Genomic DNA, 17148 nt, shown 5'->3' with positions numbered 1-17148 from the left:
GCAGATAGGAGCGCAAGGATGGCGATCACGCCCGCAGAAATCGCGGAAACCCGCGGCATGGTTGAGGAACAGAACCTCGACATCAGGACCATCACCATGGGTGTTTCGCTCATGGGTTGCGGTGACGAGAACCTCGACCGCATGTGCACGAAGATCTACGACCATGTGACGCACACGGCTGAGCATCTGGTCGAGACCGCCGAGAACCTCGAGCGCGAGTACGGTATCCCCATTGTCAACAAGCGCGTTTCCGTCACCCCGGTGGCGCAGATCGCCGCGTGCTGCAAGGATGAGGACCTCACCCCCATCGCGCATGCCCTCGACCGCGCGGCCGAGACGCTCGGCATCGATTACCTGGGCGGCTTCTCCGCACTCGTCCAGAAGGGCATCGGCGACGCCGACCGCCGCGTCATCCAGTCCATCCCCCAGGCGCTCGCCACCACGAGCCGTGTCTGCTCCAGTGTCAACGTCGCCAGCCTGCGCGCCGGCATCAACATGGACGCCGTGCTTATGGCCGCCCAGACCATCATCGATGCCGCTAAACTCACGGCCGACCAGGATTCCGTCGGCGCTTCCAAGTTTGTCTGCTTTGCTAACATGGTCGAGGACTCCCCGTTTATGGCGGGCGCCGTCCACGGCGGTGGCGAGGCCGACGCCGTCATCAACGTAGGCGTCTCGGGCCCCGGCGTTATGGCCGCAGCCCTGGAGACGCTGCCCGATTCCGCATCGATGATGGAAGTCGCCGAAAAGATTAAGCAGACCGCCTTTAAGATCACCCGTGCCGGCGAGCTCATGAGCCGCGAGGCCGCCCATCGCCTGGGTGTCGAGAAGGGCATCGTCGACCTGTCGCTGGCTCCCACGCCTGCCATCGGCGACTCCGTCGCGCGCATCCTCGAGATCATCGGCGTGGGCACCTGCGGTGGCCCGGGCACGACCTGCGCGCTCGCCATGCTCAACGATGCCGTCAAGAAGGGCGGCGTCATGGCCAGCTCCAGCGTGGGCGGTCTCTCCGGCGCTTTCATCCCCGTGTCCGAGGACGCCGGCATGATCGCCGCCGTCGAAGCCGGTGCGCTTTCGCTCGAGAAGCTCGAGGCCATGACCTGCGTGTGCTCCGTCGGCCTGGACATGATCGCCATCCCCGGCGACACCCCGGTCGAGACCATCGCCGGCATCATCGCCGACGAGATGGCCATCGGCGTCATCAACAACAAGACCACGGCCGTCCGCGTGATTCCCGCCATCGGCAAGGGCGTGGGTGACTGCGTCGAGTACGGCGGCCTGTTCGGCCGTGCACCCATCATGCCGGTGAACCCCAACGCCGGCACCGTGCTTGCCCACCGCGGTGGACGTTTCCCGGCGCCGCTGAACTCGCTGAAGAACTAGCTGAGGGGGACTGGCGAGGAGCCCCGGGGAGGGCAAATATATAAGGTCGCCTGCTCGGACAGTCCTGGCTCGCACGGAGAGCACATTAAGTGCTCTCCGGCTCGTGCGGAACTCGCGATCGACCTTATATATTTGCCCTCCCCGGGGCTCCCGCACAACGGGCCCTCGGTTGGGTTCTATCCCTTTGGCAGTCGCTTCGCTTCTGCCCTACTTTGCTGGTATGACGGTTTGGCGTTGGATCGGTTCTTTCTGATATATGCTGGTTGCGGCTCTTCTTTTGGGAGGAGTCGCTTTTTTGTTGCTAGGAGGTTGGCCCGTGGCTGATGGGGAGAATCGTTCTGAGCTGCTTTCCACAGATTGGAATCTGGAGTGGATGCGTCTGCAAGCTGATCGGCGGCGGGCTGACGATTCTTTTGAGTGGGATAAAAGGGCTCGGCATTTTCGGCCGTTGGAGACTGCCCCTTATGCTCGGGATTTTATAAAGCTGCTGGCGCTTGAGCCCAGCGAGTCGGTACTCGATATGGGGTGCGGGGCTGGGTCGATTGCTATTCCGCTTGCTCAGGCTGGGCATCCTGTGATTGCTGCTGACTTTTCCCCTGCCATGTTGGGCACGCTTGATGCTGGCATTGAGTACTATGGGCTCGAAGATCGCATTACGCCGCTTGAGCTTGCTTGGGACGATGATTGGGATTTGGTTGGGCCGGTTGCCAAGACTGTGGATGTTGCCTTTGCCAGTCGTTCCGTCACCACAAATGACCTAAAAGGTGCGCTTGCCAAGCTCGACCGTACGGCTCGTCGCCGTTGTGCTGTCACGATGGTCGCCAACTCCAGCCCGCGCTATGACCTGCACGTGATGAACGCTATCGGCACCTCGGTTACCTGCAGCAATGGCTTTGTGTACGCCTTCAACATCCTCATTCAGATGGGTGCGTTGCCGCAGGTTACATACTTTGAATCGCCTCGTCGCGATACCTTCGATAGCCTTGAGGCAGGCGTGGCGGATTTTTCCCGTATGCTCGAGCATGGCAACGAGGATAAGATCGACCGCCTGCGCGACTATATCGCTCAGCACATGATCGAAAACCCCCATGCCGGCGAGCCGGGCTCCAAGGGCGTGCCGCAGGGGCGCTATATGCTCGACCATATCCGTAAGGTTCGCTGGGCGTTTATTGCATGGGAACCGGTCTCTGCGCCCAGCTCATAGCCTGTTCGCAGCCCGCACCGCCCACTCACTCGGCATCCGCATTCTTTTTGAACTGGGCAAACGCGCTCCACACCGCGCCGTTCCTGCGCTATCGTGGGACAGCTCACGTAGATTAAGGCCCCGTCGCGGGGCGCCCCATACATAGAAAGCGAGAACCCATGGCACTGACAGGAGCCCAGGTCAAGCAGCTTCGCAGCATGGCCCATCACCTCAACCCCGCCATCATCATCGGTAAGTCCGATGTCAACGAGGGCACCGTCGAGCAGACGGTCGCCTACCTGGAGAAGCATGAGCTCGTTAAGTGCTCCGTGCTCGATGGCTCCAGTCTTTCCGCCCGCGAGGCCGCCGAAGAGCTCGCTGAGCGTTGCCACGCCGAGGTCGTCCAGGTCATCGGCCGCAAGTTCTCGCTGTATCGCGAGTCCTCGCGCAAGGACATCGAGAAGATCAAGCTCGTCTAAGAGTCAATGATCCGGCGAACCAACACATAGCAAGCTTACGGGTGCCCAAGTACTTCGGGCGCCCGTTTTTTATCGCTCGACCAGCACGCGATTGAGCCGCCCCTCCACCAAGCGCTCGTATAGACGCCGCGTCTCGGGCTCGGGCACGCCATTGACCTGCTCCCTCAGATGGTGCATATGCCCACTGTATAGCTCGACGATATCGCGCCTCCGCCCCGCCGCACTGTAGACACGCATGGCGCAGCGCACCATATCCTCACGCGCCGTTTCCTGTCGAAGACCCGACTCCGCCAGCCAAATCGCCGACTGCAGATCGTTTTCTTCTAGAGCGGCATTTGCTCCCTTAATCATGCAATCGATGTACTTTGACTGCATAATGCGTCGCATACGCAAAAAGTAGGTGGGATTACAGCCATTGGGAACATACAGCGGTCCGGCATAAAGCTGCTCAATCTTAAGGCACAGCTCAACTAAATGGGGCCCGCGCGCACCCGTGCGATTTCCCAAAACCTCGCGGCTTATCTGGTCAAACAGCCGTACATCGGTCTTGACGTAGTCGCCGTTGAGTCCGATGCATTCATTTTGGATGAGCACACACGACTTGCCATCCGGCGTCGGTCCCAAAGCCGACCGCAAGCGCGATATCGTCGAGTACAGGTTATTGCGGGCGCTATTGAACTCGGCATGGGGCCACAGCTCCATGGCCAGCGTCTCACGATCGACGAGCGCATCCATGCCCAGTGCAAGCCGCTCGGCAAGTGTCGCCGCCTTCTTGCGGCGCCACATTTTGTCCGTGATGGGAAACCCGTCGCGCTCGGCGCGAAACGCACCAAACATGCGAATCTCGATATGGTCGATGGTATCAACGGCTTCAACCTCGCCGGCCTGGAACAGGCGCTCGCCCTCCCCTTCCAAATCGTCGCGCAGCGAGTACCGCGACAGCTCGCGCACGGGAAGCTTCTTGCGTATCCTGGCCGCCGGCTCGCCCAGACAATGCATGGCAAGGCGCGCAAAGAGCCGATACGATGGCTCTAGAATCCCCGCACGATTCATGGACATCCAGGCCGCAAGGTCGCTGTCTCGGCCCGCACAGGCCAAATGCAGCGCCACCATCCAGGCTTCTGCGCCACCAACCTGCGTCTGGCTTATATCGAGCAACTCCGCTTCCTCACGTACCGAAACCATCGAGGTGTTACGCAGATACGCCGCGCGCTCCAGCAGCAATGCGTTATCGCGCATGTACGCAATCGACTCCTCGGCAAGTTTGAGCACTTGGACCGCACGGAACTTTGCATTAACCGGCCGTCCCTCTGCCAGCGACTGCCAGCCTTCTAGCAACAGGCCAAACAGCTGAATCTGGTTATCGCGCATGCGCACGGCAAAACGATCGAGCTCGTTGAACGCCGCGTCGTCGGTTACCGGCAGGCCGGAAAGGAGCCGCCGTGCCGCCAGCACCATGCGCACCCAGATAGCTATCGCCTTAAGCCCACGTACGTCGAGCGCCTCCCGCACCACCGTCATCTCGTCGTCGCGCTCGTCGGTTCCCGCAAACGACCCGTCAAAAAGCTCCACCAGCATGCTATCGACCCGTATAACAATCCCCGCGATGTCGAGCTCGCAGTCGTAGGCCTTGCTCGTTTTGAGCTGCTGTAGAACGCCGCCGTCATCTCCCCGCTCGGTCAGGCAGCGCTTGACCTCGATATGCGCGGACAACATATCGAGTGCGGTATGGGATGTCTCGATTTCTGGCACGGCCAGGTTCGCAGGAAGCCCAAGCCCGTTGTCCCCATAGCAAACAGCCGTCAGTGTCTGGGCCACCCTCCATGAAACAGGGTCTATTTCACAGGCCGCCCGTTCGCCCCCGCGCTCGATGACCGATGCCATATAGCGGGCGAGCTTTGTATTGGACACGCCGACCGCTGCCAGATATACGCCAAGCGCCTCGGCAGGCGTTGGCTCTGGAGCCGGATCGTCGGCATCGATCGTGCCCAGCGCTGCTCGGCAGATATCGGCCCCGTGCCCCGTCAGAGCCAGATCGACCCCATACTGCCCAGCAAGTTCAAGGACCGCATCACGGTCCAAAAAGGCGTCCGCCAGGCCCATCGCCGCATCGCATCGACCTGCCTTAAGCAAAATCCGGGCCGCCCTCGGAACAAGTTCGGGGCGAACCTCGGCCACCAACTTACGCAAACGCAAGCGTCCGTTATCCTCCGTGCCCAGACACGTAAAACTCCGCTCGGCGGGATCCAAGCCAAAGATCGGGTAGTCGCGTACAAAGTAGGACTGGTCGACCATCGACAGCCTCACCCCACAAGCCTCGAGTTCTGCAATATTGCCCTCGCCCATCAAAATCATGAGACATGCCACGCAAAACAGTGCATTATTGTCGAGCGAAGCCAGGTCGACAAGTGCCGCGCCATATACGTTGACAATCTCGTTTTCGAGCAGACCGGCTACGTCGCCTTGGCCATACAGACCCGTCTGCAATGCCGAAACGAGCTCGGGCACGCCCTGCGTGAGCTGATAAAAGTCGAGCGATGTGCTGATCGAAAACGCCGATGCCCACGCCGAATACTCATAGGCATGCACCTTGAGCATCTGCGCATTGATCTTAACCGAATCGCCCAGCCCATGAATCAGTTGACGATTTGAAGGACGGCAGGAGATAAAGACCCCCACCCCCATAGCGCGCAGGCCGCGAATCCTGTCGATGAGGTCTTCGGTATCGTGCTGATCGAGGTTTGGCACATTATCAATCGCGATGAGGGAGTGCGGTTTGTCTTTGAGTTCTTCGGTAACCACCTCGAGCTGCATAAACACCTCGCGCCCAGTGGCGCGATCGGCCTCGATAATCCGCACGGGGCCTCGCGTCGGGTCGCATTTAACCTCATGGGTGTACTGCAGCAGCACCGAGGTCTTCCCAAACCCGTCGGGCGCATAAAGAACCACGATGCCGGCCTTTCGGCCCTTGGCGAGAAGCTCATTCATCAAGCGTTCGCGTCGCACCATATAGCCACCGCCCAGCGGCATCAGCTCGAGGTCGTCCATACTGCCCAAATCGTTTACCATGCCCGCTCCTCAACTCGACCGTATGGACACTGTAACCGCAAGACCATACAAGCCGCGCTATGAATAGAGCGACCTTGTGTTCTAGGTTGTCTTTTGGTACGCAAGCGGCAAGTTTTTGTACAGCGAGGGCCGATTGTTATTAATCCCCCGACTAATCGGTCTTTAAGCAGGTAAATGAGCTTGTCAGCTTGTCCCATCTAAGCGGCAGTGTAACGCAAATGAACAAGGTTCAGCTATGTCATTCAACTCGCCTAGCACCCGCTACCGTCTACGACCTTTTAGTGGCATTTTTGCATAGAATCTGGTATGGAATGAATCAAGCTGTTGGGCATCCGGCATTCGTCAAGCTTGCGGCAAGATTTTGGTCAAGCGGGCGGAGAGGGATAACAAAAAGGCCCCCGCAAAGCGGAGGCCTTAGGCAAGGCTATGTCGAGATGCAGGATTCGCGCTACTCGCAGAGCGAAAGGGCGGCCTCGTCGGCAACGACAACGCAGTTGGTGTGCAGCTGCAGGATCGAAGCCGGGCACGCGGGCGTAACCGGACCATAGCACATGTCATGCACGGCCTGAGCCTTGGCCTCGCCGTTGGCGACGACTAGGATCATGCGGGCATACATGATGGTCTGGGTACCCATGGTGTAGGCCTGACGGGGAACATCGTCGATGCTGTCGAACAGGCGGCTGTTGGCCTGAATGGTGCTCTCGGTGAGGTCGACGCAGTGCGTGCCCTTGGAGAAGTGGTCATCGGGCTCGTTGAAACCGATGTGGCCGTTGTTGCCAATGCCGAGCAGCTGCAGATCCGGGTAACCGGCGGCGGCGACGATCTTGTCGTACTCAGAGCAGGCAGCGGCGGCGTCGGGGTTGGAACCGTCGGGCACATGCGTGTTGTTCAGGTCGATGTTGATGTGATCGAAGAAGTTCTCACGCATGAAGTAGTGATAGCTCTGGGGATCGTCGTGCGAAAGGCCGCGATACTCGTCCAGGTTGTAGGTGCTGACCTCGGCAAAGTCGACGTCGCCCTTCTCGTACCAAGCAGCGAGCTGCTTGTAGGCACCGATCGGGGTGGAGCCGGTGGCAAGACCCAGCACGCAATCGGGCTTGAGGATAACCTGCGCCGAGATAATATTGGCGGCCTTGCGGCTCATATCCTCGTAGTCTTTAGCTTTAATGATCTTCATTACGCGTCCTTTCTCGTACAAGAGAGGCAAGGCTCCCCTTACAAGCACTTGCCCGCGGCCCGCGTCGGCCGCAACCAACGTGTGCGGCCACCAGGGCGAGGTCGCGTAATGTATGTGTCTCGTGTCTAGCCGCGTCGAGGCCCCTGCCCGTCCACGGTGACCCAAAGCCGTTTAGCTTCGGACAAATCCCATCTTGCCACGGAGGGCGCCCTCTTTCAAGGGCGCCCTCCATAAACGTGTTTGAATTGTAGGCTAATGGCCACGTGCACTTGCTAGCGCTCCCGAGCAACGATGAGCTGGTCCATCTCTTCGACATGCACGCCAACGGAGCCCTTGATACTCGAGAACTCAACGGAGTTGCACACCAAGATGGGAACCGTCACATCGTAGCCCTCGGCAGCAATTGCCTCGCGATCGAACTCGATGAGCACGTCGCCCTTATGGACGACATCGCCCACCTGTGCATGCACGCTAAAATGCTTGCCCTCAAGCTGAACAGTGTCCAAACCAACGTGGATGAGCACGTCTAGGCCATCGACCGTGTTGAGCGCAACGGCGTGACCCGTGGGAAAAATGGCCTCGACCTTGGCGTCTGCCGGCGCAATCACACGCGTGCCGGTAGGCTGAATCGCCACGCCCTGGCCCAAAAGGCCGGTAGCAAATGTCTGGTCATTGACCTCGGACAACGGAATGACGTCGCCCGAGACGGGAGCATCCAGCGTAAGAACTCGTCCACGCATACCAAAAGACCTTAGGACTTTAGTGAACATGCTCCCCCTCGGACATACCAATCAATCAAAATAGCTTTAACAGTTTACCACTTGGCACCCGTTTTTGACCATTAGGGAAGTTCGCGCTTGACAACCTCGACGATGTCGTCGACAACACGCTGGGTCAGCTCGTGCGTCTCGGCCTCGGCCATAACGCGGACCAGCGGCTCGGTACCGCTCGGGCGCACCAGAATGCGGCCGCGGCCGTCAAGCTCCTTCTCGGCGGCAGCGACGGCGTCCCAGATGGGCTGGCAATCGTCCAGGCCGGCCTTGTTGTCGGAATGCACGTTGACGAGTACCTGCGGGTACTTCTTCATGATGCCGGCAAGATCGGTGAGGGTACGACCGGTGCGCTTGAGCACGGCCAGCAGCTGCAGAGCCGTCACCAGGCCGTCACCGGTGGTGTTGTGCTCCAGGAAGATGATGTGGCCGGACTGTTCGCCGCCGATGACGGCGCCATCCGCGAGCATGCGCTCCAAAACGTAGCGGTCACCCACGGCGGTCTGAACCATCTCGAAGCCCTGCTCCTTCATAGCGATGGAGAAGCCAAGGTTGCACATGACGGTCGAGACGATCTCGGAGTTGGCGAGCTTGCCGCGGGCGGCGAGGTCAGAACCGCAGATAGCCAGGATGTAGTCACCGTCGATCTCATTGCCCTCGCCGTCGACGAACAGCACGCGGTCGGCGTCGCCGTCGTGGGCCAGGCCGATATCGGCGTGGGTGCGCAGCACGAGCTCGCGCAGGGGCTCAAGGTGAGTGGAGCCGCACTCAACGTTAATGTCGGTGCCGCAGTAATCGGTGTTGATGGCATGGACCGTGGCGCCCAGGCGCTGCAGCGCAGCGGGCGTGGTCCGGCAGGAAGCACCGTGGCCGCAGTCGACGGCAACAACCAGGCCATCGAGCTTAAGGCCGTCGAGCGTGCTGATGGCATGATCGACATAGGCCTTGCGGGCGTCTTTCATCTTGATGATGTGACCCACACCGGCGCCGGTCGGCAGCGTGTCGGCAGCCATGGCCTCCTCGGACATGACCCAGGCGCTGATCTCTTCCTCGACAGCATCGGGAAGCTTCATGCCCTTGCGGCTAAAGAACTTGATGCCGTTGAACTCCGGCGGATTATGCGAAGCGGAGATGACGATGCCGCCGTCGAGCTCATTTTGAACGGTGAGCAGTGCCACGGCCGGCGTAGGGATAACGCCGCAGCAGTGCGGACGGCCGCCCTCGGCCATGATACCGGCGGTCAGAGCACTCTCGAGCATGGTGCCCGAAAGACGCGTGTCGCGGCCGACGCAGATATCCGGACCAAGGAACTTGGTCGCCGCGCGGCCCAGGCGAAACGCGAGGTCGCACGAGAGGTCGGCATTGGCGACGCCACGGACGCCGTCGGTACCGAAGATGTTCTGGGGCATAGGATCGCTCCTTCCCTAGCAGGCGATATGCAACCGCCCGCCCTAGTCGAAAAAGAAAAGCGGGACCCGCCGAGGAATCGGCAGGCCCCGCTTGTACATTGTATCTCGAAAGGAGATAAAACCTTAGCGCTTGGAGAACTGGGGAGCGCGGCGGGCCTTCTTGAGGCCGTACTTCTTGCGCTCGACCACGCGAGCATCGCGCGTAAGGAAACCGGCCTTCTTGAGGTCAGCACGGTAGTCGCCAGCGTTCAGAAGAGCGCGAGCGATGCCCAGACGCAGAGCGCCGGACTGACCGGAGATGCCGCCGCCATCGCACAGAGCGATAACGTCGAACTGACCGGCGGTGTCGGTCACCTTGAAGGGAGCAAGGGCGTTCTCAACGAGCTGATGACGGCCGAAATACTGCTCGGCGTCACGCTTGTTGATGGTCACCTTGCCGGTGCCGGGGACGAGACGGACGCGGGCGACGGCGTTCTTACGACGGCCAGTACCCTGGTAGACAACGGTGTTCTCAGCCATCTTTAAGCCTCCAGCTCAATCTTCGTGGGGTTCTGGGCAGCGTGCGGATGCTCGGCACCAGCGTAGACCTTAAGCTTGGTCATCTGGGCACGGCCGAGGGTGGTCTTGGGCAACATGCCGCGAACGGCGCGCTCGATGACCTTCTCCGGATGCTTCTCCATAGCCTGGCGGAAGCTCTCAGCCTTGAGGCCGCCGTTGTAGCCGCTGTGGCGATAATAGGTCTTCGTGTCGGCCTTGTTACCGGTAAGCTGGACCTTATCGGCGTTGATGACGACAACGAAGTCGCCGCAGTCGCTGTTGGGCGTGAACTGGGGCTTGTTCTTACCGCGCAGAATCATTGCGATCTGGGTGGCAAGACGGCCCAGGACAGCACCATCGGCGTCGACGAGAACCCAGTTGCGCTGGACCTCGCCCTGCTTGGCGTAGTGAGTCGATTTCGAAATCACTTAGACTCCTCCATGTACAGTACGTGTTGTTACAGAGATTCACGGGGCTCTGCAAGTAACCCGTCCATATTACCCCGCTCGCCGCCCGAGTCAACAGGTATTTTGGCTCCGACCAGACTTTCTGCACATGTCGTCCATGGGTCATGACGCCGCGACACTAGCGCTCGACAAATGCCTCGATATCTCCCAGCAAGCGCTTTGCCTCCTGGCGGCCCTGAATATACAGGTCGAGGAGCTTTGCCGGATCGTGCTCAACGTGGCCGACCTCGACCGGCTTTTGCGGAGCAACGACCAGTGCGCGGCCCTCGCGCTCATACTTCCACAGATGCATGCGCTGGATGTTATAGCGGTCGTGGCGTGTCTCGATAGCCTCGAGCAGGTAGGGGTAGTCGGCATAGCGGGCGCGCGCGGCGGGCATAAACTCGTAGGGCTTTTTCTCGTACGAGCGGTCCTGCGTGACAATGACAACCGCGCGATCGAAGCCCGCCTCCTCCAGCACGTGCTCGATGGGAACCGAATCGGCTACGCCACCGTCGACGTATTTGTGCCCGTCAATCTCGACCGGCGGCGTCACCAGCGGCAGCGACGTCGAGGCGCGCACGGCATCGAGGTCGAGCACGGCGCTTTTGACCGGCAGGTACGCGGCAGTTCCAAAGAGCATGTCCGTCGCGACGGCGTACATCTCGATGGGGCTCGCATCAAACGTCTCGTTGTCAAAGGGATCCAGGCGGTCCTGGACATCGTTGAAGATAAAGTCGTAGCCGACGATGGAGCCCGTGGACGCAAACGATGCGGCGCCCATGAAGCGGTTGTCGTTGCAGAAAGCCAGGTTGATGCGGTTGGCACGGCCGATCTGGTGCGACTTGTAGTTCACGCCGTTGAGGGCGCCGGCCGATACGCCATATACCGCCGGAATCTCGACGCCGGTCTCCATGAGGACGTCGAGCACGCCTGCGGTAAACTGCCCGCGAAAACTACCGCCCTCCAAAACGAGCGCGACCTTGCCGGCGTTCTTTGCCTTATCTTCTGCAGTCATGTTGACCTCCTGCTGTTTCGTTTGGGCTTCTTCTACCCAGTTTTGGGATAGAGAGCGCATTGGTTTTGGAGCAGAGTTCGATTCTCCGCGGTTTGGGGGATCCGCTGATGGGTTGAGGCCGGGGCAAGACGCCCGATCGGCATCGCATCTATATCTAGCTGGGACTTTGCGCGGAGAATCCGCGTATTTGCTTCGCAAATCCGCACCGGCTTCGGGCGCCTGCCGGCGCCCTCGCCCGCGGGCTAAAAACGCTCACGCGTTTTCTTTACGCCCGCGCCCTGCATAGAGTTCGATTCTCCGCGGTACGGACAAGAAATAAAAAGACAGGTAGATATAAGTATCTACCTGCCTGTAACTATTGGTGGAGGCGCGGAGAATCGAACTCCGGTCCACGAAAGCCCCCTGATCGGCATCTCCAAGCTCAGTCGCTGGTTTTGTCTCGGACGCTTTGCGCGCAGCGACACGCTCGCGGCGTCCTAACCGGTTCGGTCTTAGCCTGCGCCATACCGATTACGTGCGCAGGAGCATTCCCCTAAAATGACGTCGCACCGGTGTCGGGGAAATCACCGGGTTGACGCGCCGCTATAAACTAAGCAGCGAGAGCCATAGGCTCAAAAGAAGAGTTGTTGTCAATTCAATTTGACGGTACCCCTGTTTAACGAGGCGAGGAGACCTCGGCTTGCTTCCTCTCTCAGAGCTATCGTGTCGAAACCAGTCGCCCCCGAATGTCGGGAAAGTCTGGATGGTATCGGGCCTGCAAACACCCGATAACCGTCGACTTTTCAAGGAACACGCGGGGCGAACCCCGCTCGTGGATAGCTATCTTACCACGTTCTAAAGGCAGAAAGCTGCTCTATGCACGAGCTGTGAAGACCCCAATGTGCGCTGCACTTCGCACTTTTGCTACCGATCGCGTCACGTATATTTTCGCCAAGCACAATTGACCCTTCGAAAGGACCGTTATGGATACCAAGCAGCAACTCGTCAATGCCCTCGCAGGCCTGGGCTCAACCATTACCGAAGCTATGGATGTCATCGAGGGCTTTGTCCCCTGCGGACATCCCGCCCTCGTGGTCACGGGCGCCCTCAACGCGCTCACCGACGGCGCCGATGAGGCCACACTCGCCGAGCACGTTGAAACCGTCCGCGGCTTCATCGACCACGTAAGCGAAAACCGCGGCGTCACCGCACATCACGACATCGAGCTTGGCGAGCTCACGGGTGCAAAGGCCGAACTCTTTGCCGAAATCAGCGCTATAGCCATCCTCACCAAAACCGCTGGCGTCAAGAACACCCAGGTCAACGAATGGCTCTACCGCAGTCTCGCTGCCCTCAATCAATCCGATGTCACAGCAGCAGATAAGCTCGCCGAAGCCGCTGCCATAAAAACGCGGCTTTAAGACTTAGTTCTCATTTCGAGCCATAATTGAAGAGCAAGCCAGATACAGCACATAGTCACATGAGAGATTTGAGAGATCCAGCTTGCTCTTCGACTAAAAATGATATCTGTCCAGGCTAATTAACGCTTTGCTTTTCGCACAATCCAACGTACCAGCCTAAATCCGAGCACGATAAGCGCAATTAGTATCGCAAGTAAGACGATTTCGGGACCGCGCACAAAACCACCGCCCTAGTATGCATAGGTGTGCAGAGTCGTTCCCTGCATTTCTGCGCCCAAGAACACATTTCCAGTATACAAACCTGGTATAGACACATTCACGCGCTGTAGCGCTCGTGTACTATTCCAGGTAAAGGAATCAGATGCCGTTCCCAGGGGAACAGAATAATTCGAACCCCATGCACTCGTTATCTTATGATTGCCGATTTTAATGTAGAACTCCTGAAATATCACCGAGTTATAGTAAACCCTCCATGTGCCAGAGGCGTTTTGATAATAAGAATCCCACGCGTTACACGGCTCAATAGTCGGAATATATTCAATTCCAATTTTGCCTTCAGTTCCATCCGGCAAAATAACGGTATATTCCTGACTCGCACGATCTTTCAGTTGAAATGAAACACTCACTGGATATTCGCTATTGTCATTAGTCAGGAAATCATCCGCAAACCCTATTGAGGGCGTAAACAGCGATAGGGCAGCCACTAACAGTAGTAATGCAACAGGTAAAGATAGGCGCTTGTTCATAATGCTCGCTCCTAAAATAAATTCAGCTCCATCAACTAAGCACATCTAAGACGCTTATTGCCAAATATGGTTCCGAATCTTGATAGCATCATGAACCTCCATATGTTTCTTTTAGCGTATCGCTTTATGTACCCGTACGCAAGCACTCTAACTTTGTTATTTGGGAGCCAGCCGGCGAAAGGATAGAAGTAAACTGTCCCTGGAACTTGCCGAGATAAACGCTTTGGTTAGAAGCACTTGGCCTCATCAATCCATCGGAGGCTCCCCCAACAAAGCACATCTCCGAAACAGATTTCCGACCATCTGACCCAAAATATCGAGTCGACAGGACTGAGAAGGCTTCTAGAGGGGCGGCGTATTTAAGAAATTAGGCAGTCCATGGCAAAATAGTGTGCACCCTTTGGGGTGACGGAGCTCCAGGGGACGCACATATAGGTTTACGTTAGCGGGACACCCGCCCGCCGCGTTCGGCCAAAGTAAGAATCGGCATCATTTGACGAGGTGTCTTTGCTGCAAGATCGGCATGTTCGAGCAGTTTGCGATCGTTAGTTACCAAGTAATCTGCCCCAGCGCGTCTGCATGCCGCCAACACCAAATTATCCTCGTAATCATGATGAAGCGTTAGATACTTATCGGCCAACCACAAATCGGATGCGTCTGCGCCCACGGCGGTGGCGTTTTCGGTCATATTTCGAACAAACGCCAGCGCCGCATCGCCTATCGCTCGTGCCGATGCTTCGTCGACCGAGCCTTTTTTAGCAATAACCCTGCGCTTGAGCTCGTGCTGGACAACATACAGTACATCCTTGGCGATATGCACCGGAAAGAGCAACGTTGCGCCAGATTCCGCAGCCCGTCCGATAAACGCACGCGCGGCAAGCGACTCGGCATGGTCGACGCAAAATGAATCAACCCATACGTTGGCGTCCACCATGATCTTGAGGGGAGCCCCGCTCACAGGATCATCCCCTTTTGGCGATAGCGCTCGTCCATGGCTTCGGAATAGATTGTGTCCCAATCGCGATCGTCGGATACGGGCGACGTAGCAATGCCCAGGTCCGCGTAAAGCCGGTCTGCCGCTGCCCACGACGCGGCGAACGGAGTATCGGGCACGACGGCCTGTTGCCGGTCGTCGACGGCCGCAAGCACTTCCTCGCACTGCCCGCCACCCTGCGCGACCTTGGCCACCACCTTTTTGATGAGCTCGGGCAGTGAGGCGCCCGAAAGCCGCAACGCTTCCTCCGCATGGTCCTTGACCTGACGATCGACGCGAACATTCACCTGCGCCATGCTGCCAACAGCACCCATCTCAACCTCACCTTCGACTTCTGCTATCTTTGCTAGCATCACTATATATTGCTGCTAGCACATGGTCAAACGCAAAAGGCCTGCATTCCGACAGATGCAACACCGTCCAAATGCAGGCCATAAACTCAAGTAAAAGCGCTAGCGCAGATATGCCTTCGCGTTGCTCAGGCTGTAGGCAATCGTCGAGCCATTGTGCAGCAGCGACGACGCCTGCGGGGTAATCGCGCCGGTAATGCCCAGCGCCAGGAGCGCTGAGTTGGTGAGCATCACCTTAGAATAGGAGCTCGTCAAACGATCAACGAGGCCCTGGCTCATGCGGCGCAGGCGCACGATCGCGGCCAGATCCGTGTCGGTCAGGATGATGTCTGCGACCTCCTTGGCAATGTCGCTTCCGCCACCCATCGCCAGGCCCACGTCAGCCAAACCGAGTGCCGGCGAATCGTTAACGCCGTCGCCCACCATGGCAACGTGGCGCCCCTCGCCCTTAATGCGCTTTACATACGCGTACTTGTCCTCGGGCAGCAGCTCGGCCTTAAACTCGTCAACCCCTGCCTCTCGCGCAATGCGCTCGGCCGTGCGCTCGGAATCGCCCGTGAGCATAACGACATGCTTGACGCCCAGCGCATGCAGGTCGGCGATGGCCTCGCGGACCCCGGGCTTAAGCGGGTCCTCGATACCGAGCACGCCCACAACGGTGCCGTCGACCGCCAGATACAGCGGCGACAGGGCCTGCATCTGGGACTCGATTTGCTCCTTAATGTCGGAATCGAGCTGCGCGCTCTCGTCCTCAAACACAAAGTGTGCCGAGCCGATGATGGCGCGACGCCCTTCGATGGACGAAGCGATGCCGTGCGCCACGATGTACTCGACGGCAGCATGGCGCTCGCGGTGCTCGAGCCCGCGCTCACGTGCCGCATTGACCACGGCACGCGCCACCGGATGCGGAAAATGTTCCTCCAAGCAAGCGGAAAGGCGCAGGATCTCGTCCTCGCTCCAGCCATCGGTGGTGAGCACACAGGTAAGACGCGGCTGCGCCTCGGTGAGCGTGCCGGTCTTATCAAAGACAATGGTATCGGCCTTGGCAAACGACTCAAAGTACTTCGCGCCCTTGACCATGACGCCCATCTTGGCAGCATCGCTCATAGCGGTCATGACGGCAACGGAACCCGTGAGCTTGAGTGCGCACGAGTAGTCGACCATCAGCGCCGCCGAGGTCTTGATGAGGCTTCGCGTGGTGAACGCAACCAAGCCCGCGAGCAGGAAGTTCCACGGGACGATCTTGTTGGCGAGGTCTTCCATGTGCGACTGGCCCTCGGACTTGAGCGAGTCGGCCGCCTGCACGAGCGAGACGATTGAGCGGAGCTTGGTCTGAGCCGTGTTGGCGCGCACGCGCACCAAGATGCTACCGTCTTCCACGACGGTTCCGGCGAACACGTCGTCGCCTTCGCTGCGCTCGACGGCAAGCGGCTCGCCGGTCAGGGTCGCCTGGTTGACCATAGCGCTCCCCTGCTCAACAACACCATCGATACAAATGGACATGCCAGTACGCACGGCGACCAGATCGCCGGGCTCAAGCTCGGTGGCGGGAACGCTCACCTCGGTGTCGCCGACAACCTTTTGCGCCTTGTCGGGCACGTCGAGCAGCGAGTTGATGAGCTCGTTTTCGCTCATGGCGCGGGTGTAGTCCTCGAGCAGCTCGCCCACGTTGAGCAGGAACATCGTCTGGCCCGCGGTGTCGACGTCGCGTTTGACGAACGAAATGCCGATGGCCGAAGCGTCGAGCACAGGAACGGTCAGGCGTGGCTGCGCCAGCTCATGAAGGGCGGCGCGCAAAAAGGTCATGTAACCGGCTACGACAAACACCGCACGCAGGGGCGTGGGCAAAAACCATCGGCGCGCATAGTGGGCGCCGATGAGTGTGGCAAGATCCATAACGAGCTTGTGCTTGCGTGGCTCAAGCTGCATCACGTAACCCGTCTTTGCGTCGGCAATGGCCTGAGCGTCGAGCGCACCGACGGCGGCCAGCACGGCATCGCGACACGGCTCATCATATTCGAGCGCTAACTGGCCAATACGGCCATAGACGCGTACCTTGCGCACGCCGTCGATGTCACCACTGAGTTTAAGAAGCGCATCGAGATCGCTCTCTGGCACAGGACCCGCCAACTGGAGGCGGGTCCTGCCGGGGATCTCGCTGATAATCGAGAATCTCATAGTTTGTGC

15 protein-coding genes and 1 other RNA gene are annotated in these 17148 nt (G+C 59.0%); 4 read left to right on the top strand and 12 right to left on the bottom strand.

The annotated features are described in order from the left end of the window. Positions 1–18: 18 nt before the first annotated feature. From DWV58_RS01815 to DWV58_RS01805, 3 genes are all read left to right on the top strand, one after another. Complete coding sequence (locus DWV58_RS01815) at positions 19–1383, top strand: PFL family protein (RefSeq protein WP_035136908.1); 1365 nt, start codon at positions 19–21, stop codon at positions 1381–1383. Between the two features lie 256 nt (positions 1384–1639). After that, complete coding sequence (locus DWV58_RS01810) at positions 1640–2587, top strand: methyltransferase domain-containing protein (protein WP_370448356.1); 948 nt, start codon at positions 1640–1642, stop codon at positions 2585–2587. Between the two features lie 158 nt (positions 2588–2745). Then, a complete protein-coding gene (locus tag DWV58_RS01805) occupies positions 2746–3045 on the top strand; it encodes a YhbY family RNA-binding protein (RefSeq protein WP_006234690.1) in 300 nt (99 codons plus the stop codon). 69 nt (positions 3046–3114) lie between these two features. Here the strand turns inward: DWV58_RS01805 and DWV58_RS01800 are convergent, their stop codons facing one another. From DWV58_RS01800 to ssrA, 8 genes are all read right to left on the bottom strand, one after another. After that, entirely contained in the window at positions 3115–6114 is a 3000-nt protein-coding gene (locus DWV58_RS01800) for a BTAD domain-containing putative transcriptional regulator (protein WP_117775980.1), read from the bottom strand. 448 nt (positions 6115–6562) lie between these two features. After that, positions 6563–7291: a glucosamine-6-phosphate deaminase gene (nagB, locus tag DWV58_RS01795; RefSeq protein WP_055251013.1), complete on the bottom strand. Its 729-nt coding sequence runs from the start codon at positions 7289–7291 to the stop codon at positions 6563–6565. Between the two features lie 272 nt (positions 7292–7563). Further along, a complete protein-coding gene (locus tag DWV58_RS01790; RefSeq protein ID WP_370448355.1) occupies positions 7564–8031 on the bottom strand; it encodes a PTS glucose transporter subunit IIA in 468 nt (155 codons plus the stop codon). Positions 8032–8132: 101 nt separating this feature from the next. Continuing rightward, the gene (gene glmM / locus DWV58_RS01785) at positions 8133–9470 is read right to left on the bottom strand and encodes a phosphoglucosamine mutase (RefSeq protein ID WP_117775978.1); all 1338 of its coding nucleotides are present in this window, start codon (positions 9468–9470) and stop codon (positions 8133–8135) included. 123 nt (positions 9471–9593) lie between these two features. Continuing rightward, positions 9594–9989 (bottom strand): 30S ribosomal protein S9, encoded by a 396-nt coding sequence (gene rpsI / locus DWV58_RS01780; RefSeq protein ID WP_022094634.1) that lies wholly within the window; start codon positions 9987–9989, stop codon positions 9594–9596. Positions 9990–9991: 2 nt separating this feature from the next. Then, complete coding sequence (rplM, locus tag DWV58_RS01775) at positions 9992–10435, bottom strand: 50S ribosomal protein L13 (protein ID WP_022094635.1); 444 nt, start codon at positions 10433–10435, stop codon at positions 9992–9994. A gap of 157 nt (positions 10436–10592) precedes the next feature. Further along, entirely contained in the window at positions 10593–11471 is an 879-nt protein-coding gene (locus DWV58_RS01770; protein ID WP_117775977.1) for a patatin family protein, read from the bottom strand. 359 nt (positions 11472–11830) lie between these two features. Then, positions 11831–12194, bottom strand: a transfer-messenger RNA (tmRNA) gene (ssrA, locus tag DWV58_RS01765). Positions 12195–12433: 239 nt separating this feature from the next. Here ssrA and DWV58_RS01760 point away from each other — a divergent pair. Further along, positions 12434–12871 (top strand): hypothetical protein, encoded by a 438-nt coding sequence (locus DWV58_RS01760; RefSeq protein WP_117775976.1) that lies wholly within the window; start codon positions 12434–12436, stop codon positions 12869–12871. Positions 12872–13101: 230 nt separating this feature from the next. Here DWV58_RS01760 and DWV58_RS09785 read toward each other — a convergent pair whose 3' ends face one another. From DWV58_RS09785 to DWV58_RS01745, 4 genes are all read right to left on the bottom strand, one after another. Further along, the gene (locus DWV58_RS09785) at positions 13102–13617 is read right to left on the bottom strand and encodes a DUF5626 family protein (protein ID WP_147335437.1); all 516 of its coding nucleotides are present in this window, start codon (positions 13615–13617) and stop codon (positions 13102–13104) included. Between the two features lie 442 nt (positions 13618–14059). Then, positions 14060–14575, bottom strand: a complete 516-nt coding sequence (locus DWV58_RS01755) for a PIN domain-containing protein (RefSeq protein ID WP_117775975.1) — start codon at positions 14573–14575, stop codon at positions 14060–14062. Next, the gene (locus DWV58_RS01750; RefSeq protein ID WP_117775974.1) at positions 14572–14925 is read right to left on the bottom strand and encodes a hypothetical protein; all 354 of its coding nucleotides are present in this window, start codon (positions 14923–14925) and stop codon (positions 14572–14574) included. Before DWV58_RS01750 ends, DWV58_RS01755 begins: the two co-directional genes overlap by 4 nt. A gap of 138 nt (positions 14926–15063) precedes the next feature. Next, the gene (locus tag DWV58_RS01745) at positions 15064–17079 is read right to left on the bottom strand and encodes a heavy metal translocating P-type ATPase (RefSeq protein ID WP_233540475.1); all 2016 of its coding nucleotides are present in this window, start codon (positions 17077–17079) and stop codon (positions 15064–15066) included. Between the last annotated feature and the right edge of the window lie 69 nt (positions 17080–17148).

The organism is Collinsella sp. AF11-11 (genome assembly GCF_003465485.1).
Taxonomy (GTDB): Bacteria; Actinomycetota; Coriobacteriia; order Coriobacteriales; family Coriobacteriaceae; genus Collinsella.
Note: the sequence above shows the minus strand (reverse complement) of the source record. Positions and strands in the feature narration are given on the sequence as shown.